Raw genomic sequence first — 20,869 nt, 5'->3', positions numbered from 1 at the left:
GACAATCGTAATCGAGCGGACGAGCTTCGGTCGCCCGAAACACGGACACTGGGGGTCGATCTCGGTTCCATTGCGATCCCGCCTCGCTGACCACGCCGCACCGATCTCGATGACCACGCCGCACCGACTCACCACGCCTGCCGACCGGGCGAGCCAGCGCCGATGATCGCCGACACGTTCTCTCCGCGGTCGCTCGCGCCGGCTGGAACGGTCCGGGTGCGGTGGCTCGGCGCGGCCGGGCGGCGCGCGACGTGAGGATGGGCGTGCTGCCGCTGCTGGGAGAGGTCTGGATCCAGCGGCGCCCGCGCCGGGCGCCGCCGAGCCTCCCCCGCCCGCCGGCCAGCCCCCGCGGCTCGGATGACGCTGCGGCCGCGCGGTGGCAGGCTTCCACGAGCATGAGCGCCCGTTCGACCGTCATCGAAGTACCGCCTCGGTTTCGTGTGATCCTCGGTCCGCGGGACGCGGAGATCGACGAGCGCACCATCGTCCTCGGCCCGAGCCACGCATTCGGCGACGGCCGGCACGAGAGCACGCGGATGTGCCTGCAAGCGCTCGCGTCGTTCGCGCCGCGAAGCGGCTTCCGCCTCCTCGACGTCGGGTGCGGAACAGGCATCCTTTCGATCGGCGCCGCGAAGCTCGGCGGCGAGGCGATCGGGGTCGACATCGACGCCGCCGCGATCGCTATCGCCGAGGAGAATGGACGGCGGAGCGCGGTGGAAGGTCGCGTGAGCTTCGCGACGACGTGGCCGGACGGGACGTTCGACATCGTCGTGGCCAACATCCTTCGCGGTGTGCTCGCGGAGCTCGCCCCCCGGATCGTGGCTCGCCTGGCTCCGCTAGGGACGTTGATCCTCTCGGGGCTCGTGTCCACCGACGCTCCGGAGATCGTCGCGCGGTATGCGCCGCTCCTCGCCGGTCGTCGACCGGAGATCTTCGAGCGGGGCGCGTGGCGTACGCTCGTGTGGCGCCTGACCGCACGACCATCGCCCTGAACCCGATCCGAAGCGCGACGCGGAACAGAACGTGTCCCGCGTCCCCCCTTCGTGTCACCCGAAGCGCACGCTGTAGATGGGCGGCAGGTTCTGGGCGATGGCCTGCCAGCGTTCTCCGCCGTTGCTGCTCACATAAAGATTGCCGGTGGTGCTGCCGAAGGCAAGCTCATCGCCGCTGAGGGCGAGGGCGTGCCGGTACACGACATCGTACGCGTTCTCCTGAGGCAGCCCCTCCCGGAGCGCCTGCCACGACTGTCCGCCGTCGCGCGTGCGGGCCACGAAGAGGCCGCCGCCGATGGTCATGCGCTGTTGATCCGACACGCCGGGCACCACCCAGGCGGTGCGCCCATCCTCGTCGTGCGGGACGATGGGAAAACCGAAATGGACGCCCTGCTCGGGCTGGCTCACCTTCTTCCACGTCGCGGCGCCATCGCTGCTGTAAAAAACGCCGCAGTGGTTCTGCTGCCAGACGTGCTCGGGTTGACCGGGGCAACACTGGATGAAGTGAGCGTCGTGCCCCCACTCGGCTTGCTGCTCGGGCAGATAGTCGTTGGTCAGGCCCTTGTTTCTGCCGTGCCAGGTCTTGCCGCCGTCGCGGCTCTCGAGCACGCCTGCCGTCGAGATCCCGACCCGCACGCGGTCGGGGTCGCGCGGGTCCACGTCGATCGAGTGGATGCCGGCGGCGAACTCGCCGCCCTCGGACGCCGGCGTGCCGAACCAGTGCGTCTTGCCGCTGCCGTCCCCGTCGAACAGGTTTCCACCGCGGCTCTCGTGATCCCAGAGCGGACGGTTGAGCTCGAAGCGCTCTCCCGCGTCATCGCTGACGAAGAGCCCTCCCGGGATGGTGCCGACGTAGATGCGGCCCGGCGCGCCGAAGCCGATGACCCATAGCTTGAGCAGCGTGGCCGGGCGCATCGTGAAGCGGCTCTCTCCCTCGCCCTCCTGCCCCGGGTCCGGCGGCGACAGGTACCGTGCGCCTTCGGGATACTTGATCTGCGAGGGGGCGTCCTTCCACGTCTGCCCTCCGTCCCGGGACGTCGACAGCTTGGCGCCCCAGTGCCCGAAGCCGAGCGCCGCCCACAGGCTGCCGTCGTGTGGATTGGCCGCAACATAGTTGGCGCACACGCCCGCATGACCCGCGAGGCGCAGGCGATAGCCGGTCGCCCCGCGCTCCGCGATGAAGGTGCCTTTGCGTGTACCGATGAGAAGTCGCTGGACCATGTTGTCGAGAGCTCCTGTCTGGGGTGGTTCGAGCGGGGCCGGCGTCCGGGGACGTGCCGCGGCGCGTGGCTCAGCCGCCGCTGAGGGCTTGAGCGATGAAGACGCTGGTGTCCGAGGAGACGGCATCGGTGAGGGCGCGTCGATCGACGATCATCTCCCCCGCCACGAACACATTGACGTGTTTGCGCAGCCGGCCTCGCTCGTCGCAGATATAGAACGCCACTCCGGGCGCGAGCTCTTCGAGGCGCTGGACGACCCCAGCCACGGTCGACGCTTCGATGGAGAGCGGGCCTCCGGCGAGCTGAGGAAACAACGTGGGCAGATGAGTGCTGAACTCGACGCGCGCCATCGACCGACGATCGCACATCGGGCGCCCTCCGTCGAGCCCGGAGGGGCGGCCGCGCAGCAGCAGCCTCCCCACCGTCGAGCTCCACTCCGACACCTGGTGACATGGCGCCCGGCGGCCTGAGCCCTCCCTCCGCCTGCTGGTCCCCTCCGGACCGGCGGCCGCGCGCCTCGAGATCGCCATTGCAGCTGGCCCGCGACGGTGGCCTCCTGGATCTCGGGGACGAATGTTCGAACATCAGGATGACGTCGCCGCATGGTGGAGACCCGAGCCCGGGGACGCGGGAGTGAGCGCCTCGGATGGGGTGGGAGGCGAACGCGGCTCCGGGGCCATCGGACGCTCGCTGTGCCCGGTCCGTGTCATGCGCGCAGGCGCCAACCGCATCATCGCGACGTCAGGAGGAGCAGCGTCATGGGCTTTGCGAGGAAGGTAGTATGGATCACCGGCGCGTCGTCGGGCATCGGTGAGGCGCTCGCGCTCGCGTTCGCCGGAGAGGGAGCCAGCGTCATCCTCTCGGCGCGGCGTACCGATGTCCTGGAGCGCGTGGCGACCTCGTGCGCGACGCCTGCTCTTGTGCTTCCGTTCGACGCGACGCACCTCGACGCGCTGCCGGCCGTCGTGCACCGCGCCTTTGCGTGGTCGGGCGCCGTGGACATGCTCGTCAACAACGCGGGTATCTCGCAGCGCTCGCTCGGCGTCGACACGTCGTTCGAAGTCTACCGGCACATCATGGAAGTGGACTTCTTCGCGCCCGTCCGGCTCACGCAGCTCGTGCTCCCGCGGATGCTGGAGCGCCGCTCGGGTCACCTCGTGGCGGTGGCCAGCATCGCGGGCAAGCTGGGCGTTCCTTTCCGGACCGGATACTGCGCGGCCAAGCACGCGCTCGTGGGGTATTTCGATGCGCTCCGCGCCGAGGTGGCGGACCGAGGCGTGCAGGTCTCGGTGGTCACGCCGGGGTTCGTGCGGACCGCCATCGACGTCAATGCCCTTCGCGGCGACGGGACCACGGCGGGCTCGGCCGACCCGAACATCGAGGCCGGCATGGATCCTTCCGAGGCTGCGGCCGTCATCCTGGGTGGGCTCGACAAGGGCAAGCGCGAGATCGCGGTGGGCAAGCGCCGTGATCTCGCGGCCCTGCTGCTCAAGCGGCTGTGGCCCGAGAGGCTCTTCGACGTCATGGCCGCGCGGGTCTCGAAGCTTGCTTGATCCTGATCGCAACCCACGCAAGGAGCACCCCATGCAGCCCCGAGCGACAGCCAGCGACACACCCCTCGACCCGGATTGCCGGCCCGGCGCGCCGCCCATCGACATGGCGCTGAACCACGGCACCTACTGCTCCGAGCGGTGCGCGGACGTCATGCGGCGCCATGACGGCAACGTGGCGCTGCGGCGCTATCCAGCCGCGGACAACGGAGATCTCCGGCGCGCGCTCGCCGAAGACGCAGGCGTGCGACCGGAGAACGTGCTGGTCGCGAACGGGAGCGGCCCGCTGCTCAAGGCATGCATCCCGTTCCTCATCGAGAACAAGATCAAGCGCTCGGCGATGCGGACCCTGCGCTTCCTGTTGAGGCGTGTCGCGTACCCCATCATCACCACGCGGCTCACCTATTCCAAGGTGCCTGCCTCGGGCGTCCGGGTGGGGCTGCGATGCGAGCTGCTCCCGCTGGGTCCGGAGAACGGCTTCGCGCTCGACGTGGAGATGCTCGCATCGCGGCTCTCACGGCAGGACGGCCTTGTCTACCTCTGCAACCCCAACAACCCCACGGGGAACGTCCTCATCACGAGGCGGGAGCTCGAGCCGCTGCTCGCCCGGTTCCCTGAGTCCTGCTTCTTCATCGACGAGGCGTATGTCCACTACCTCGAGGACAGCCCGGGCACCCGCATGACGGACCTGGTGCTCCGCCATCCCAACCTGGTGGTGCTGCGCAGCTTCTCCTTTGCCCACGGGCTCGCGTCGGTGCGCGTCGGGTACGCCGTGGCGGACCAGCAGCTGGTGGCGCAGATGGAGGCCAGGCTGACGCCTCACCGTGTCGGGCAGCTGGCCACCGAGCTCGCGAAGGCGTCGTTGCAGGACAGAGGACACCTCGGGTTCGTCCGGCAGCAAACCGGGAGGGAGCGCGCCAGGCTCATGGCGGCCATCGGCGCTCATCGCCCTTTGGAGGCCTTCCCGTCGAAGACGAATTTCATCCTGTGCCGCGCGCGCGGGGCGTGGTCCGGGGCGAAGGTCCACGACGCGCTGCTCGCTCGAGGCGTGAAGGTGAAGGTCTTCGAGCCGTTCGGCGAAGAGCGATACGATGAATACTTCCGCGTGACCGTCGGCCTGCCGGCGGAAAACAGCTGTTTCATCGAACAGCTCGACGCCGTGATGAGCCCGCGCCGCGCAGCGGCGGCCAGCGTGGCGGCGTGGCGCGAGGCGCCGCGCGCCGCTACCGTCGAGATTCAAAAACTCGGCGAGAGCATAGAAATTGGGTAAGCGAGTGGGTCGTTGGAGGACAAAAGTGTTCGCGTTCGATTCGTGATGTGTGGCTGACCGGACAGGTTCTGGTAGGTTCTAACCTCGGCGCTGTTGAGTCTCAGCGCCGGGAACCCATGTCAGCGCCGATCCATGGGGTCGGCGCTCGCACCAGCTCGTGCCTTTCGTCGGGCGCGGCGTGGAGGACACGGTGAACCCCGATCATCACACGCATCGCTGGCCTTTCGAGCTCCCGGGCTCAAAACGCAGGTACGCTGCGCCGCTCTTGCTCGCGCTCCTCGCGGCTTGCAACGGCCAGATCGGCGGACCTGGCCAATCCACGCCGCCCGGCTCGGGCTCCGAGAGCGGCGGGGACAGGCCTGGAAGCGCCCAGGCCCCGGAAGACGTGCTGGCCTCGCCCTTCTGCCAGACGCCGCAGCCCGGCGCGTCGCCGCTCCGCCGCCTCAGCAACTACGAGTATTCCAATACGCTGAAAGATCTCTTCTCCGGCGTCTCGGGCGTGGCCTCCACCATCGACACGGTGGTCGCCACGTTCCCGAGCGAGCCCGAGTCGCTCGGCTTCCGCAACAACGCGAGCTTCTTGACCGTCGGCTCGCTCGTCGCGCAGAAGTACCTCGACGCCGCGGAGCAGATCTCCGCCGTCGCGGCGCAGGCTCCGGGCCTTGTCTCCTGCGATCCGGCGGCGCTCGGCGAGCTCGAGTGCGCCAGCGACTTCATCCGCACCTTCGGCGCCAGGGCGTACCGAAGGCCGCTCACCGAGGCCGAGGTCCAGAGCTACGAGGAGCGCTTCACCGCGGGCTCGGACGGGCACACCTTCAAGGACGGCATCGAGTGGGTCGTCTTCAGCATGCTGCAGTCGCCGAACGTGCTCTATCGCGTCGAGCTCGGCCAGGCGAGCACGGGGGACGTCACCGAGCCCACGCCGTACGAGATGGCCTCGCGGCTCTCGTACCTGATCTGGCAGTCGCAGCCGGACGCGGAGCTCACGCGCGCGGCGGCGGCGGACGAGCTCGGCACGCCGGAGCAGGTCGAGGCCCAGGTGCGGCGCATGCTCGCCGATCCCCGGGCCGACCGCTTGCTCGAGTACTTCGACCAGTGGCTCGACATCGACCTCCTGAGCGGCATGACGCGCGATCCGGCGGTGTATCCGGACCTCGTGCCCCGCCTGCCCGGCCTGCTGCAAGAGGAGACGCGCACGTTCGTGAAGAGCTTGTTCTCGAGCCCGAGCGGCTCGTTCGACGAGCTCTTCACCGCCGAGTACAGCTTCGTGAACGGCGCGCTCGCGCGGCACTACGGCGTGGACGGCGTGAGCGGCGACGGCTTCGTCAGGGTCGACATGCCCGGCCGCTCGGGCGTGCTGACCCAGGGCATGATGCTCACGCACGACAAGGCGACGCGCACCTCGATCGTCCGGCGCGGCCTCAAGGTGCGCACCGATCTCCTGTGCGCGATCGTGCCCGCTCCCCCCAACGACGTGAAGCTCGATCTCGAGGGCCTGGGAGAAGGGCTCTCGCAGCGCGAGCGCCTCGAGCTCCACCGCAGCGAGCCGAGCTGCGCGGGGTGCCACGCGATGATGGATCCCCTCGGCGTGGTGTTCGAGTCGTTCGACGCCGTGGGCCGCGCCCGCACCACGGACGAGGAGGGTCGGCCCGTCGCGACCTCGAGCGACATCTCGCTCACGCGCGACGCCGACGGCCCCGTGGCGAACGCCGCCGAGCTGGGCCAGCGCCTCGCGCAGAGCGAGCAGGCGCGCGCCTGCTACGTGCTGCAAAACTTCCGCTTCTCCCACGGTCGCGACGAGACCGACGCCGATCGCTGCTCGATGGCGGCGCTCTCGGTCGCGTTCAAGGAGAGCGGCTACAGCCTGTCCGAGCTCGTTGTCGCGCTCACGCAGACCGACGCCTTCCGCTACCGCCCCGTGATCACCCCGGAGAGACCATGAAACCGCTGAGCCGCCGTACTTTCCTGCGTGGCGCATCCGGAGTTGCGCTCGCGCTCCCGTTCCTCGACGCCATGCGCCCGAGCCGCGCGCGCGCCCAGACGACGCCCTCCCCGCGCCGCATCATGTTCGTGTTCCAGGCGAACGGCGACGAGACGGCGAAGCGCTTCAGCGCCGGCGGTGAGACGAGCTTTCAGCTCGGCGAGTTCCTCGCCCCGCTCGAGCCTTACCGCGAGGATCTCGTCTTCCTCAACAAACTGCACAAGCATTTCTACGACTTGCCGGAGGCCGAGCGGGCCGACAACCACCAGCAGGGCGGCAGCTCGCTCGCGCCGTGGAAGTCCGGCACCGGGTCGTTCCCGATCGGCGGCACCGAGTCCACGATAGGTTACGTGGAGGGGCCGAGCGCCGACTACGCGATCGGCGGTCGCGTGCTGGAGGCCGACGAGAGCGTCGCGCACCGGCACCTCGTGTTCCGCGTCGGGAACAAGCGGAACGACATCTGGAACACGCACGCCCACGCGGGTCCCGAGGGCAAACAGAGCCCGATCCCGCCGGAGACCGACCCGTACGAGGCCTACGCCCGCATCTTCGCCTTCTCGTCCGGCGAGGGGGCCGCGCAGCAAGAGGTGCTGAGGCGCCTGGCGAAGAAGCAGTCGGCCATCGATCTCGTGCGCGAGGAGGGCAACTCCCTCCTCACAAAGCTCGGCGCCGAGGACCGCGCCAAGATCCAGCAGCACCTCGATTCGATGCGCGACGTCGAGCGCGCGCTCCAGACCGGCAACGACGCGGCCGCGTGCGTGCAAACCTCGCTCGGCACGAGGCTCGACCCCTACGCCGACGACAACCACGTGATCATGGGCGAGCTGTTCTTCAAGATCAGCGCCCTGGCGTTCGCCTGCGATCTGACGCGCGTGGTGAACTTCAACTGGAGCGGCAACACGAGCAACCGCGTCTACTCGAGCCTGGGCCTCAGCGAGGGTCACCACGACATCTCGCACAACAGCGACGCCGCCGCGTTCGCCGACGTGCGCAAGATCCACAAGCACCTCTGGGAGCAGAACACGAAGCTCTACGAGATCTTGAAGAACACGAGCGACGGCGACGGCACGCTCTGGGATCATACGCTCGTCGTGCACTGGAACGAGCTCGGGCAGGGCGACACCCACAGCATCGAGGACAGCCTGGTCGTCTTCGCGGGCAAAGCTCACGACCACTTCCGGCGCGGGCGGCTCGTCGACTTCCGGGGCGATCGCTCGTTCGCCGACATGCTCGTGAGCTGCTTCAATTACATGGGCTTCGAAGACGTCAAGAGCTTCGGCGAGGACGTCTTGAACGCCGGGGGCGCCCTGCCGCTCACCTGAGCAGGCGCCCCGACGGCTGCGGCCCTCTTCCTCTGCCGCGCGGCAAGCAGCCGGGGCCCCCCGATGCAATTGACGCCCCGGTAACGCTCCTCTTCCGAGGGCCAACCCCTGTGCGCGCGACACCCCTCTCCGGGGCCGACGCGGCTCCGGATGGACCGGCGCTTGCTACCTTCCCCGGCGCCGTGAACCGCGCGCCCACGAGCGGAGGCCACAGATCCCCGACGACGGCCTTCGCCGCGCTGCACGGCATGAGGGCCAGGGAGGCGAGCCTGAGAACGTTCATGCAGGTCGTGAGGGCGCTGGGTGTGGCCGCCGCGATCCCCGCGACGGCCGCCTGCGCGCGCGGCGTCGATCCGGGCGACGAGGGCCGTCCCATCGGACCTTCGGCCCCATCCCCCGGCGCCGCGACGCAGCGGCGCCACGGCGACGGGTGGGAGATCATCCAGACGGCCGACTTCAACGCCGACAGGATGGCGGATGTGATCTGGTACGACGCCGAACGAAACCGGATCGCCGTGTGGTTGATGAACGGAAGCGACCTCCTGGCGCCCGGACCGTTCATCCCGGGGCCCGGCGGCGACGGCTGGGTCGTCTGGGCGAACGATTTCGACGCCGACAGCATGGCGGACCTGCTCTGGTCCCATGAGGAACGGCACCTGATGGCGGTCTGGCTGATGGACGGCAGCCGCCTGCGCGCCCCCGGACCGTTCATTCCAGGGCCGATCGGCGGTGGCTGGACCGCCCTGCCCGGCGATTTCGACTTCGATCGGATGGCGGACGTGCTCTGGCTCGATCCCGATCAGAACCAGATGGCGGTCTGGCCGATGAACGGCGTCCACCTGCTCGCGGCGGGGCCCCCGATCCCGGGTCCGATCGGCGGCTTCAGCTTCGGCTTTCCGGTCGACGTCAATCTCGATCGAATGGCGGATGTGATCTGGATCGGTATCGAGCAGGACCTGATGCTGGTCTGGCTGATGCACGGAGGCCAGCCGCTCGCGGCGGGGCCCGTGATTCCGGGGCCGATCGGCGACGGCTGGGTCGCTACCGGCGTGGGCGATTTCAACGCCGACGGCATGATAGACGTGCTCTGGGGCAACGAAGAGAGCGGGCTGATAGCCGTATGGCTGCTCGCAGGGAGTCAGCTGCTCGCGGCGGGGCCCGTGATCCCGGGGCCGATCGGCGACGGGTGGAGCGCGCGCGCCGCCGGCGACGTCAACCTGGATGGGATGGCGGATGTGATCTGGCAGAGGGCCGGGACGAGCGAGATGGCCGTATGGCTGATGGAGGGGAGCCGCGTCCTCGCGCCGGGACCGGTGATCCCGGGCCCTCGCGGCGGCGACTGACCGGCGCCGCCGGTGGACGCGGCTCGCCGTCGGCGAGCTCGGCGTCGCTCCTCACCCCGGGCACGCCGCGGCGCATCCCTTGCCGCCGCAGTCCACGCCGAGCTCGTCGCCGTTCTCCACGCCGTCCTTGCAGGTGGGCTCCTCGCAGGCGCCGGCCCAGCAGACGCCGCTCGCGCAATCCTCGCCGGACGCGCAGCCGCCGCCCTCGGGGCAGAGGCGAGGGCACGCGCCGCTGCAGTCCACGCCGGCCTCGCCGCCGTTCTTCACGCCGTCGGCGCACGTCGGCGCCTTGCAATGCGCCATCGCGCACACGCCCGACTGGCAATCTGCCCCGGCGTTGCATAGATCCCCATCTCTGCACGGCTTGCACGAACCACCGCAGTCTTGAGCGGTCTCTCCGCGGCTCGCGTCGAACACCAGGTTGACGCAGTGGGCCGGCACGCAGAACACCCCATCACAGGCCAGCCCGGCGGCGCAGTGCAGCGTAGGATCCTCAGCGAGGCACTCGATGCACCGCCCCGCATGGCACCGCCCCGACCCCGAGATCGGGCAGATCACCCCGTCGAGCAGCGCGTTGAGCGGCCGGTCATAGTCGCAGAGATCGTTCGTGCACTGGTTGCCGTCGTTGTACACGTCGTACGCCGGCACGCTGACCACGCTCCCCTCCTCCGTGCACTCGTCCTGCTGGCAGTCGCCGCGGAGCTGCGAGCCGAGGCGACCCGGCTTGATCTCGAGCGCGCACTTCCCCTCGACGCAGCGTCCCGCGCCGCACCGCGGGTCCGGCGGGCCGGGACACTCCGCGTCGCTCTTGCACTGCGCCGACGGGTCCACCACGCCCGAGCACTCCGCCGTCCCCTCCGCGCACTCGTCGCAGGGCCGGCACATCAGGAAGCAGTCCGGCTCGTTCTCGCCGCGCGGGCAGCAGACCACCTTGCCCGGCTCGGCGCACTCGCAGCGCCCGTTGATGCAGACGGTACCCGGCACGCTCTGGCCGTCGGACAGACAGTCGTCCGTGGTCGCGCAGTCGCCCCCCACATACGGCTCGGCACCACAGGCGAAAGAAAGTGCAAAACCCATGAGAAACAAAATCGCCAAGGCGCAATGCTTGACAGAGCTCATCGTACGTCCAGTCCTCCGGCACAAGGCTGGGCAGCCGACACCCTGGCGGCCCCAATCCGCCGGGGTGTCGTTGGCCTGCTCCTCGAACAGGCTCACTATGCCGCGCTCTTCCCGCGGCCGTCACGCAAGTTTTCGCCAGTGCGCGGCACGCAGGCGCCGGTGTCCGGTCACGCGCCGGTCAGACCAGGGTCGATGTCGAATCCGTGGTCAGAACACGCCAGTGACCGTAAAGCCATCCGCCGACAGCCGGACGTCGGCCTGGCCGCGCGGGTAGAACGTGTATCCGAGCGTGACGGCCAGGACCGCTCCTCCGGTGATGAGGCCGGCCACCCCGAGCTGCCTGAGGGTGCGCATCTCGCCGTGGGCCGCGACGGCTTGCTGGCAAATCGGCCAGCTCGCCCGGAAGCAACCGTTCGGCCCTGCGGCGCGGGCGTAGGCGAGGACGGCTTCCTCGCGCTTCTCGGCGCCGGCGAGCAGCACGCCGCCGACCACCGCGAAGGTGACGGACAGCCCGAGGCCGCCCTTGACGAGGGTGGCATCCGGCCCCGGTCGCGCGGGCGGAGGAGGCGCGGGGCTCTGTCGCGCGGCGCGCGGCCCCTCGGGCGGCGGGGGCGGCGGGGGCGGCGGGGGCGGCGAGGGGAAGGTCAGCCTCACTTCCCGCGTCTCGCCGCGCGGGACGTCGACCTCGGCCGAGGCTGTCTTGCCGTCCAGCGCCGCGCGCACGACCCGGCGCCCGGGCTCGACGGGGATGGGCTCGTCGCCCTCGATCTCGGCCGGCGCGCCGTCGATCGTGACCGTCGCGCCCGCGGGCGCGAGGATGCGGAGCTCGCCGGCGAGCTGGCGCGCGCGGGCGAGATCGACAAGCCGCGACTCGTACAGCGCGCGCTCGTCGGGGGTCCTCGGCGCGCGCATGATCTCCTTGCAGAGCGACAGCCAGCGCACGGCGGCCGGCATATCGCCGATCCGGAACGACAGCGCGCCGATGTTGCAGGCGGCCACCTGGGAGCGCTCGAGCTTCCACACCGCCATCCACAGATCGCGCGCCTCGGCGAGCCGCGCCTCGTCGACCGCGGCGTGCGCCTGCGCGACGAGCCGGTCCCGGGCGCTGGACGGAGGCTCGGCCGCGGCGACCGCCGAGATCGACAGCAGCGCGCCGGCCAGCGCCGGCGCGACGGCACGACGGATGTTCCTGTGCATGGGAATGGCCCTCCTCGCCCCGGCTCGGGCGCGCGGGGGCGCCGCGGGGCCGCCCGCCGGGGCGCGCGACGGGTCACGTACCAGAACGAGGACGGCCGTGGAAGGAGCGGCGGCGCCCGGGCGGGGTGAGACCCCCACCGGGGCGGGTACTGCACCCGCGGATGTGGTGGTCGACCCCCGCGGGATCTGGCCATCGACCAGAGCGAGGGGGGTGCCCACGCCCTTCACACCTGGCCGGGCACCTGCTCGTGGGGGGGGTCGACCCCCCTCACGCCTGGCCGGGCACCTGCTCGTGGGGGGGGTCGACCCCCCTCACGCCTGGCCGGGCACCTGCTCGTGGGGGGGGTCGACCCCCCTCACGCCTGGCCCTGTGCCTGGTCGCGGGGGGGTTCCACCCACGTCAAGCCTGGCCGGACGTCAGGTCGCCGGCAGGTTGGGCCCCGCCAGACCTGGCCCTGCACCTGATCGAGGGGGGGGTCCACTCCCATCAAGCCTGGCCGGGCCTCGACGCGTGGCGGGGTCCACCCCCACCACGCCTGGCCCCGCATCGGGTCGCCGAGGGGGCGGGAAGTTCTCCGAAGTCGTCTGTCTCCCCCGTGAGAAACCGCCATGCGCAAGCGCGACGAGCCGTGCATCCCAACGTGATCGGCGCTCCAGCTGCCGATACCCCTCACGACCCGGCGCGCAAGAACGCCACCTTGATCCGCTTCTTCCCCCACCCCGAGAACTTCACCGTCGCGATCGGATCCGCCCCCGGGTCCACGCTCTCCACCACGCCCGGCCCGAACCGCTCGTGGAACACCCGCGTCCCGCGCCGCAGCACAAGCCCCTCGCCGCCATCGCCGCCCGCGTCGACCGCCTCCCGCTCGACATATCGCTCGCCCGGCGCCCGCTCGGGTCGCTCGACGCCGCGCGGCGCCGGCGCCCTCGCCGGCTCGCCTTCCGCCGCGAACCGCGACCACGCCAGCCGCTCCTCGGGCTGCGCCGCAGGCCTCCGATCCCGGCCCTCCCAGAAGCCACGGGCCTCTCCCCCGCCGCCGGACCGGGACCCGGCGTACCCGCCGCCCCCGACGTCGCCCCGGCGCTGCGCCATCATCGCCGTCGGCGTCGCCATCGGGCGCACCGCGGCCGGCGGGAGGTCGGCCAGGAAGCGGCTCGGCAAGCCGTAACGCGTCTGGCCGAAGATCGCCCGCCGCGCCGCATGCGTGATCCAGAGCCGCGCCCGGGCCCGCGTGATCGCGACGTACGCGAGGCGGCGCTCCTCCTCGATGTCGCCCTTGCGGTTCGGATCCTGGCTCCGGAACGGGAACAGGTCCTCCTCCATGCCCGTCAGGAACACGGCATGAAACTCCAGCCCCTTCGCGGCGTGGATCGTCATCATCGCGACCTTCGGCATGTCCACGAGCGCGTCGACGTCCGACACGAGGCTCACCCGCTCCAGGTAGCCCGAGAGCGTCGCCTCGTCGCCGGCGGCGGTCGTCTCCTGCTCGTAGTCCACGAGCGACTGCACGAGCTCGCGCAAGTTCTGGAGCCGCGCCTCGGCCTCGACGCTGTCGTCCTGCTCGAGCATCCTCGCGTAGCCCGACCGCGCGAGCACCTCCTCCGCGAGCGCGCTCGGCGACGCGCTCTTCGCCTCCGTCATGAGCCCCTGCATCAGATCGCGGAAGCCGAGCAGGCTCCGCTTCGCCGCCGTCGGCAGCGGCGGCAGCTGGCCCCCCGGCATCTCCGACGGCGGCACCGCCCCCTCCACGAGCGGCGTGATCGCCTCGTAGAGCGACACGCCGAGCACGTCGGCCGCCTGGATGAGCTTGTCCACCGTGCTCTGGCCGATCTTGCGCGCCGGCACGTTGATGATGCGGTTGAGATCGACGTCGCTGCGGGGGTTGGCCACGACGCGCAGGTACGAGAGCAGGTTCTTCACCTCCGCCCGCTCGAAGAAGCGCGTGCCGCCGATGATCTGGTACGGGATGCGCGCCTCGCGCAGCACCTCCTCGAGCACGCGCGACTGCGCGTGGATCCGGTAGAACACCGCGATCTCGTTCGGAGAGACGCCCTGCGCGATGAGCTCGCGGACGCACTCGACCACCCACGCCGCCTCGTCGTGCTCGCTGTCGGCCGCCACCACGTCGATCGGCGCGCCGTCCTCGTTCGACGTCCAGAGCTCCTTCGGCTCGCGGTCCGAGGCGTGGCGGATCACGCCGAGCGCGCCGCGCACGACGTGCCCCACGGAGCGGTAGTTCTGCTCGAGCTTCACCACCTCCGCGTGCGGGAAATCGCGCCGGAACCCGCGGACGATCCGGACGTCCGCGCCGCGCCAGCGGTAGATGCTCTGGTCGTCGTCGCCGACCACGCAGAGGTTGTCGTGGCTCCTGCAGAACGCCCGGACGAGCCGGTACTGCACCTGGTTCACGTCCTGGAACTCGTCGACGAGCACGTGGCGGAAGCGCCCCCGGAGATCCTCGCCGGCCAGGCTCTCCGGGTCCTCCGCGAGGCGGAGCACGGCGAGCAGGAGGTCGTCGAAGTCCACAGCGCTCGCCGCCTTGAGGTGCCGCTCGTAGGCCTCGAAGCACCGCACGATGGCGTCGTCGAAGTAGCCCTTGCGCTCGAACTCGCCGGGCCCCCGCCCCTCCTGCTTCTCGGCGTGGATGCGCGAGAGCACCTGGCGGGGCGGATAGCGCCGATCGTCGAGGTTGAGCTCCTTGAGGACGCGGTTCATGACGGCGCGCTGGTCGTCGTCGTCATAGATGATGAAGTTCTTGTCGAGCCCGGCCGCCTCGTGGTGCCGGCGCAGGAGGCGCGCGCACACGGAGTGGAACGTGCCGACCCAGAGGTCCTTCACGATGTCCGCCCCGATGAGCCCCTCCAGCCGGCGCTTCATCTCGGACGCCGCCTTGTTCGTGAACGTCACCGCGAGGATCCGGTAGGGCGGGACACGGTGCGTCACGATGAGGTTCGCGATCCGGTACACGATGACGCGCGTCTTTCCGCTCCCCGCGCCCGCGAAGATGAGCAGCGGCCCCGCCGCGTGGCGGGCCGCGCGCGCCTGCGGCTCGTTCAGCTCCTCGTAAGGGAGGCCGGGCTCGGGCGGCGGGGGGCGGTCGGCGTCGTGTGCGGCAAAACGATCCACACGGGGGTCGCTAGCACGACCATCGCGCGAGCGGGAGCCCGGCCAGTCCCACCGTACGCCGCCAGGCATCCCCGTTTTTTCCCCCGCAAATCAGGCGCGCTCACCGTAATCTCACACGCGCATGCGCCTCCGACAGAGCACAGGAGGCGCGGTCCGGACGAGCGGCACAGGAGAGACCATGCGTATCGCGGTCACGCACAACCTGAAGATCACGGGGTCCGCCGAGGAAGCAGAGTTCGATAGCCCGGAGACGATCGCCGCCATCGCCGGCGCGCTCGAGCGGGCCGGGCACGAGGTGGAGCGGATCGAGGTCAGCGGGCCGGCCTCCCGGGTCCTCGCGCGGCTCGAGGCGGTCCAGCCGGACCTCATCTTCAACACGGCCGAGGGCCACAAGGGCAAGACGCGCGAGGCGTTCTATCCGTCGCTCTTCGACGAGCTCGGCATCCCGTACACCGGCTCCGACGCCTACACGCTGAACGTCGCGCTCGACAAGTCGCTCACGAAGCGCGTCCTCGCGAGCTATGGCGTCACGACCCCGCGCGCCCGCCTCGTCAACCGGACCACCCTGGAGAGCGGCGCGCTCGACGACATGAGCTTCCCGGTCATCGTGAAGCCGAATTTCGAGGGCTCCTCGAAGGGGATCTCCCGGGAGTGGAGCGTCTGCGAGGACGCGTACCACCTCGCCGAGGTGGTCGAGCGGCAGCTCGCGCGCTTCGAGGCGGGGCTGCTCGTCGAGCACTACATCGCCGGCGTCGACGTCGCGTGCTCCTTCGTCGACGGCCTCAAGGAGGCGAGCGGCGCGCGACCGAACGGCGCGGGCGTCCCCGAGGGGGTCCTCACGCCCATCGAGTTCGTGATCGATCCCCAGGTGCCGGGCAGCTACAACGTGTACGACTTCAACCTGAAGCACGCGAGGCCCGAGCACGTGACGCGCCGGCCCGCGCAGCTGCCCGCGCCCGTCATCGAGCGCATCCGGTCGCTCACCGCGCGCATCGTGCGCGCGCTCGACCTCAAGGACCACGCGCGCTGCGAGTTCCGGGTCACCCCGTCGTCGGTGCGCGGCCAGGGCCACGACGTGCACTTCCTCGAGGTCGACGGGCTGCCCACGCTCCAGCCGGGCGCGAGCGTCTTCGTGGCCGCGGCCCAGCGCGGCGTCGACTTCGACGGCGTGATCCGGGCCATCGTGAGGAGCGCCTGCAAGCGGCGGGGGCTCTTGCCGCTCCTGGAGAGCAACCCGCCGCGCCGGGCGAAGCGGACCGCGCTCCGCGTCGGCTTCACCTACAACATGAAGCGGGGCGAGCCGGCCGCGGCCGACGGGGGCGCTGGCAAGGCGGGCGCCGGCGCCGCGTCCGACTCCGAGGCCGAGTTCGACTCGCCGCGCACCATCCAGGCGATCGCGAGCGCCATCGAGAGCTACGGCCACACCGTGGTCCCGCTCGAGGCGACCCCGGATCTGCCGCGCGCGCTCGCCGCTTCCGGGGTCGACGTGGTCTTCAACATCGCCGAGGGGCTCCGCGGCCGCGGCCGGGAGGCGCAGGTGCCGGCGCTCTGCGAGCTGCTCGGCATCCCCTACAGCGGCTCGGACGCGACGACGCTCTCGCTGGCGCTCGACAAGGGGCTGACGAAGCAGATCCTGCGGGCCGCCGGCATCGAGACGGCCGAGTGGCAGGTGGTCACGACCGGGCGCGAGAAGCTGAAGCCGTTCCGCTATCCGGTGATCGTGAAGCCCAACGCCGAGGGGACCTCGAAGGGGATCACCTCCTCGTCCGTGGTCAAGGACGAGGCCGCCGCGCGCGCCGCGGCGAGGCAGCTCGTCGATCGCTACCACCAGCCGGCCCTCATCGAGGAGTACGTCACGGGGCGCGAGTTCACCGTGGGCCTGCTCGGGGAGCGGCGGACGAAGGTGCTGCCGCCGATGGAGGTCGTCTTCGTCGACCCGCCCTCCTATCCGGTCTACGGCTACGAGGAGAAGCAGGCGGACACGCCGCGGGTGCGCTTCGATTGCCCCGCGCAGCTCACGCCGACCGAGCTCCGCCGCATCGAGAAGGTCGTGCGCGACACGTTCGCGGCCCTCGGCTGCCGCGACGTGGCGCGGGTCGACCTGCGCATGACAAAGGACGGCAGGGTGTACGTCATCGAGATCAACCCGCTGCCCGGCCTGACCCCCGACTTCAGCGATCTCTGCGTGATCGCGAGGGTGGCGGGGATGGATTACCGCACGCTGATCGGCGAGATCATGGCCGGCTGCCTCAAGCGCCACCGCGAGGCCCGCGCCGCGGCGCCGCAGTCCGCCCTCGCCGCCGCGGCTCCTGCCGCCGCCGCCGCCCTCGCCGCCGCGGCCCCTGCCGCCGCCGCCCCTGCCGCCGCCGCCCCTCCCGCCGCCGCCCTTCCCGCCGCGGTCTCCGCCGGCGCGGGGGGCGCCTCACCGGCGGCCGAGCCCGGCCTGCTGGCCGCGCCCCAGCCGGCGCTCGCCGGGCCCGCGCCGCTCGCGGCGGAGCCCGCCCCCCTCTCCTCCACGGCGTCCACGGCCGCCGTCGCGGACCGCGAGGTCGCCGGCCCGTGAGCGCGCCCTCGGCCTCGATCAGGCGCCCTCGGCTGCGCGATCTCGGCGTCGCGATCGGTCGTTTTCCGACCGGTCCCGAGAACGCGATCACGGACGTCACCGGGGTCCGGGTCCACCACGTGACAAAGATCGAGGGCGAGGGCGAGCTCGTCCCGGGCATCGGCCCGGTGCGCACGGGCGTGACCGCGGTGATGCCCGCCGACGGCGACATCTTCCTGGATCGGGTGTTCACCGCCAGCTACGTGCTGAACGGCGCCGGCGAGGTGACCGGCCTCTCGCAGATCAACGAGTGGGGCCTCTGCGAGACGCCGATCCTGCTCTGCAGCACGCTCTGCGTCGGCCGCGTCCTCGACGCGAGCGTCGCCTGGCTCTCGCACCGTCATCCGAGGATCGGCCAGGAGGACGACGTCGTGATCCCTGTCGTCGCCGAGTGCGACGACAGCTTCCTCAACGACACGGTGGGGCGCCACGTGACGCAGGCCGACGTCGAGGAGGCGCTCGACAACGTCCGGGGTGGCCCTGTGGCCGAGGGGAGCGTCGGCGCTGGCACGGGCATGCAGACCTTCCACTTCGCGGGCGGGATCGGCACCTCGAGCCGCTCGGTCCCGGTCGGCGGGGTCGAGTCCACGGTCGGCGCGCTGGTGCTCTCGAACTTCGGCGATCGCGAGCTGCTCCGCGTCGACGGGGTCCCCGTGGGCCGGCTGATCAGCGATCGGTTCGCGCACATCCCGCGGCGGGGCCCGGCCGGCTCCATCATCGTGCTCGTCGCCACCGACGCCCCGCTCATCCACCGCCAGCTCGCGCGCCTGGCGCGGCGCGCCGCGCTCGCGATCGGCCGGACCGGCGGGTACGCGGCCAACAACTCCGGCGAGATCGTCCTCGCGTGGAGCACCGCGAACCGGGTGCCTCGCGTCGCCACCGAGCGATGGAGCGCCCCCCGGTCGAGCCGCTCGCTCAGCGTGCACCCCCTCGCGCCCGGACGGCACATGGCCGAGCTCGTCCTCGACACCGAGATCGACGGTCTCTACGAGGCCACCGTCGACGTGGTGGAAGAGGCGATCCTCAACGCCATGTGCGCCGGCGTCGACACGACCGGCCACAGCGGCCACCACGCCCCCGCCCTGCCGCTCGACGCCGTGGCCGAGATCCTGAAGCGGTACCGCCCCCCGCACCCGTGCGACCCGGCCCCCCTGTTCTAGCGCCGCGTCGCCCGCGCTCCGGCGTTATTCTGGATCCCCGTGGAGGAGCCACTCGTGGGCCGCGTCCTCGTCCCAGAAGCGGCGGAGGACCTTGTCCGTGCCGCTCTCGCGCGCCACGCGGTTGAGCTGGAGCGCGACGATGTCGCTCTCGATGATCTCGGCCACGCGCATCACCCCGAGCTCCAGGCCGAACTCCTGGACGGCGCGGATCTTCTCCGCCACATCGGGAGACATCGGCCGGAAGCCCCGGACATCAGCCTTGATCTTGATCTCCCGCCCCTGGAGGCCCTCGCACGCCTTCCTCAGCTCGCTGACGAAGTTCTGCATCTCTTCGAGGCGGACACGCCCCTCGAGGACGAAATCCACGATGGAGTGGATCCGGTCGACTTTGATCTCGAACACGTTGAGGGACCTCCTGCCAGTTCCCGAAGGGGCGGGATGGGGCCGCGGAATCATACCCCGGATCGCGCGGGGCGAGCCTCGGGATCGCCCCGCGCGCCGGAGAGCCCCCGAGGCCCCCCGGCGCGCGGCCCGCTCTCCGGAGGCTCACGCGCGCAGGGAGCGCGCCCGGAGCCGTGCCTGCCGGACGCCTGCTCCCCGTCGCGCGCGGCCGTTCACGCCGCGCGCGCCTCGCCGACGGGCGACTTGCCCCGTCCGCGCCGCGCGGCGATCGCCTGCTCGTAGATGGCCTGGTACTGCGAGAGCAGCGTGGGCCATTGCCGCTCCTTCAGGATCCACTCCCGCGCGTTCTTGCCGACGCGATCGAGGCGCTCCGGGTCCTTGAGGGCCTCGACGCACCGCCTCGTGAGGTCGACGCTGTCGCCCGCCTTGAAGACGAACCCGGTCTCGCCATAGCGCACGAGCTCTCCCATCGCCGGCACGTCGCTGACCATCACGGGCCGGGCCATGGCCATCGCCTCGAGGGGCTTCAGCGGCGTCGTGAGCGCGGTCGTCCGGGTCCGGATGCGCGGATAAACGAGCAGGCTCGCCATCGCGTAGATGTTGAACACCTCGTCGTGCGGCACCCGCCCCGTGAACGTCACCTTCGACTCCACGCCTCGCTCGCGGGCAAACGCCTTGAGCTCCATCTCCTGGCCGCCGGCCCCCGTGATCACGACGTGCGCGTCCGGGACCTCCCGCGCGATGTCGCCGATCGACGCGATGAGCGTCTGGAGCCCCTCGTACGGCTGGAAGGTGCCGACATACCCGATGAGCCTCTTCCCGGCGAGCCCGAAGCGCTCCCAGGCGCCCGGCGGGGCCTCCCGCGGCGCGAACTTGTCCGCGTCGACGCCGTTGCCCACCACGTGGAGCGCGTCCGTGCTGCGCACCCGCGGCGCGACCGCGTTCTTCAGGCTCTCGCAGATCGTCACCGTCGCGTCAGCGTACCTGTACACCACCGTCTCGAGGCCGGCCGCGATCTTGTAGGGCACCGAGTCCTCGGCGAACTTGCCCCGGTCGACGGAGGCGTTCTCCCAGAGGTCGCGCACCTCGTAGACGAGCGGCAGCCCGAAGCGGCGCGCCGCCGCGAGCGCCGGCAGCCCGACAAGCATCGGCGAGTGCGCGTGCACGACGTCGGGCTGAAACTCCCGGATCGCGTCCTCGACGCGCGCCTCCAGCGCCCGCACGAGCGAGAGCTCGCGGAGGAGCGGCAGCTTCTTGCCGGAAGGCTCGCGCGTCCGCCAGTACGAGATGCCGCCGATCTCCTCCTTCAGCGCGTCCCCGGACCCCTGCTGCGCCGAGGTCACCACCGCCGGACGCATCCCGTGCTCGGCCTGATGCTTGACGATGTAGTCGCTGCGGATCGTGTACCCCGCAATGACAGGCAACGACGTATGAAGAACATGAAGCACGCGCACGAATCACCGCCCTTCTCTATGATGCGCCGCGCAGCCTACCCGAGGCCGTCGCGACCGTCACCAAGCTCGTCCACGCAGGAGCGCCGCGGCGGCGCGGCCCGCCCCGGCCCCTCGCTCCGGCGGCTCGCGG

At 71.0% G+C, this 20,869-nt stretch carries 15 protein-coding genes; 8 read left to right on the top strand and 7 right to left on the bottom strand.

Annotated elements, in window-relative coordinates; all coding sequences use genetic code 11:
- Nucleotides 1–395 precede the first annotated feature (395 nt).
- Entirely contained in the window at nucleotides 396–992 is a 597-nt protein-coding gene (locus WMF17_RS05420) for a 50S ribosomal protein L11 methyltransferase (RefSeq protein WP_437648505.1), read from the top strand.
- Nucleotides 993–1,046: 54 nt separating this feature from the next.
- On the opposite strand, the gene WMF17_RS05415 is transcribed toward WMF17_RS05420, so the two are convergent.
- Both WMF17_RS05415 and WMF17_RS05410 read right to left on the bottom strand, forming a co-directional pair.
- Nucleotides 1,047–2,213: a WD40/YVTN/BNR-like repeat-containing protein gene (locus WMF17_RS05415; RefSeq protein WP_437600869.1), complete on the bottom strand. Its 1,167-nt coding sequence runs from the start codon at nucleotides 2,211–2,213 to the stop codon at nucleotides 1,047–1,049.
- 70 nt (nucleotides 2,214–2,283) lie between these two features.
- A complete protein-coding gene (locus tag WMF17_RS05410) occupies nucleotides 2,284–2,562 on the bottom strand; it encodes a MoaD/ThiS family protein (protein ID WP_437600868.1) in 279 nt (92 codons plus the stop codon).
- A 408-nt stretch (nucleotides 2,563–2,970) separates the two neighbouring features.
- Here WMF17_RS05410 and WMF17_RS05405 point away from each other — a divergent pair, with 408 nt between their 5' ends.
- The 5 genes from WMF17_RS05405 (at nucleotide 2,971) to WMF17_RS05385 (ending at nucleotide 9,678) form a co-directional block, all read left to right on the top strand.
- Nucleotides 2,971–3,765, top strand: a complete 795-nt coding sequence (locus tag WMF17_RS05405; protein WP_437648503.1) for an SDR family oxidoreductase — start codon at nucleotides 2,971–2,973, stop codon at nucleotides 3,763–3,765.
- Between the two features lie 31 nt (nucleotides 3,766–3,796).
- Nucleotides 3,797–5,032 (top strand): pyridoxal phosphate-dependent aminotransferase, encoded by a 1,236-nt coding sequence (locus tag WMF17_RS05400; RefSeq protein WP_437648501.1) that lies wholly within the window; start codon nucleotides 3,797–3,799, stop codon nucleotides 5,030–5,032.
- A gap of 190 nt (nucleotides 5,033–5,222) precedes the next feature.
- Nucleotides 5,223–6,974 carry a DUF1592 domain-containing protein gene (locus WMF17_RS05395; protein ID WP_437648499.1) on the top strand — a complete coding sequence of 584 codons (1,752 nt, stop codon included), beginning with the start codon at nucleotides 5,223–5,225 and terminating at the stop codon, nucleotides 6,972–6,974.
- Nucleotides 6,971–8,335, top strand: coding sequence for a DUF1552 domain-containing protein (locus tag WMF17_RS05390; RefSeq protein ID WP_437648497.1), 1,365 nt, complete (start codon nucleotides 6,971–6,973; stop codon nucleotides 8,333–8,335). Before WMF17_RS05395 ends, WMF17_RS05390 begins: the two co-directional genes overlap by 4 nt.
- 182 nt (nucleotides 8,336–8,517) lie before the next feature.
- On the top strand, nucleotides 8,518–9,678 hold the full coding sequence (locus WMF17_RS05385) for an FG-GAP repeat domain-containing protein (RefSeq protein WP_437648495.1): 1,161 nt from the start codon (nucleotides 8,518–8,520) through the stop codon (nucleotides 9,676–9,678).
- A 51-nt stretch (nucleotides 9,679–9,729) separates the two neighbouring features.
- Here WMF17_RS05385 and WMF17_RS05380 read toward each other — a convergent pair whose 3' ends face one another.
- From WMF17_RS05380 to WMF17_RS05370, 3 genes are all read right to left on the bottom strand, one after another.
- Nucleotides 9,730–10,755 (bottom strand): hypothetical protein, encoded by a 1,026-nt coding sequence (locus tag WMF17_RS05380; protein ID WP_437648493.1) that lies wholly within the window; start codon nucleotides 10,753–10,755, stop codon nucleotides 9,730–9,732.
- A 249-nt stretch (nucleotides 10,756–11,004) separates the two neighbouring features.
- Complete coding sequence (locus WMF17_RS05375) at nucleotides 11,005–11,994, bottom strand: hypothetical protein (protein ID WP_437648492.1); 990 nt, start codon at nucleotides 11,992–11,994, stop codon at nucleotides 11,005–11,007.
- A gap of 670 nt (nucleotides 11,995–12,664) precedes the next feature.
- Entirely contained in the window at nucleotides 12,665–15,121 is a 2,457-nt protein-coding gene (locus WMF17_RS05370) for an ATP-dependent helicase (protein WP_437600859.1), read from the bottom strand.
- Nucleotides 15,122–15,299: 178 nt separating this feature from the next.
- Here WMF17_RS05370 and WMF17_RS05365 point away from each other — a divergent pair, with 178 nt between their 5' ends.
- Nucleotides 15,300–17,684: a D-alanine--D-alanine ligase family protein gene (locus WMF17_RS05365; protein ID WP_437648490.1), complete on the top strand. Its 2,385-nt coding sequence runs from the start codon at nucleotides 15,300–15,302 to the stop codon at nucleotides 17,682–17,684.
- Nucleotides 17,681–18,883, top strand: coding sequence for a P1 family peptidase (locus WMF17_RS05360; RefSeq protein WP_437600857.1), 1,203 nt, complete (start codon nucleotides 17,681–17,683; stop codon nucleotides 18,881–18,883). Before WMF17_RS05365 ends, WMF17_RS05360 begins: the two co-directional genes overlap by 4 nt.
- Before the next feature lie 24 nt (nucleotides 18,884–18,907).
- Here WMF17_RS05360 and WMF17_RS05355 read toward each other — a convergent pair whose 3' ends face one another.
- Complete coding sequence (locus WMF17_RS05355; RefSeq protein ID WP_437600856.1) at nucleotides 18,908–19,285, bottom strand: STAS/SEC14 domain-containing protein; 378 nt, start codon at nucleotides 19,283–19,285, stop codon at nucleotides 18,908–18,910.
- 212 nt (nucleotides 19,286–19,497) lie between these two features.
- Nucleotides 19,498–20,709 carry a glycosyltransferase gene (locus WMF17_RS05350; protein ID WP_437600855.1) on the bottom strand — a complete coding sequence of 404 codons (1,212 nt, stop codon included), beginning with the start codon at nucleotides 20,707–20,709 and terminating at the stop codon, nucleotides 19,498–19,500.
- Nucleotides 20,710–20,869: the final 160 nt, after the last annotated feature.

This window comes from Sorangium sp. So ce362 (assembly GCF_051519845.1).
GTDB lineage: Bacteria > Myxococcota_A > Polyangia > Polyangiales > Polyangiaceae > Sorangium.
This window is presented reverse-complemented; position numbering and strand designations above follow the sequence as displayed.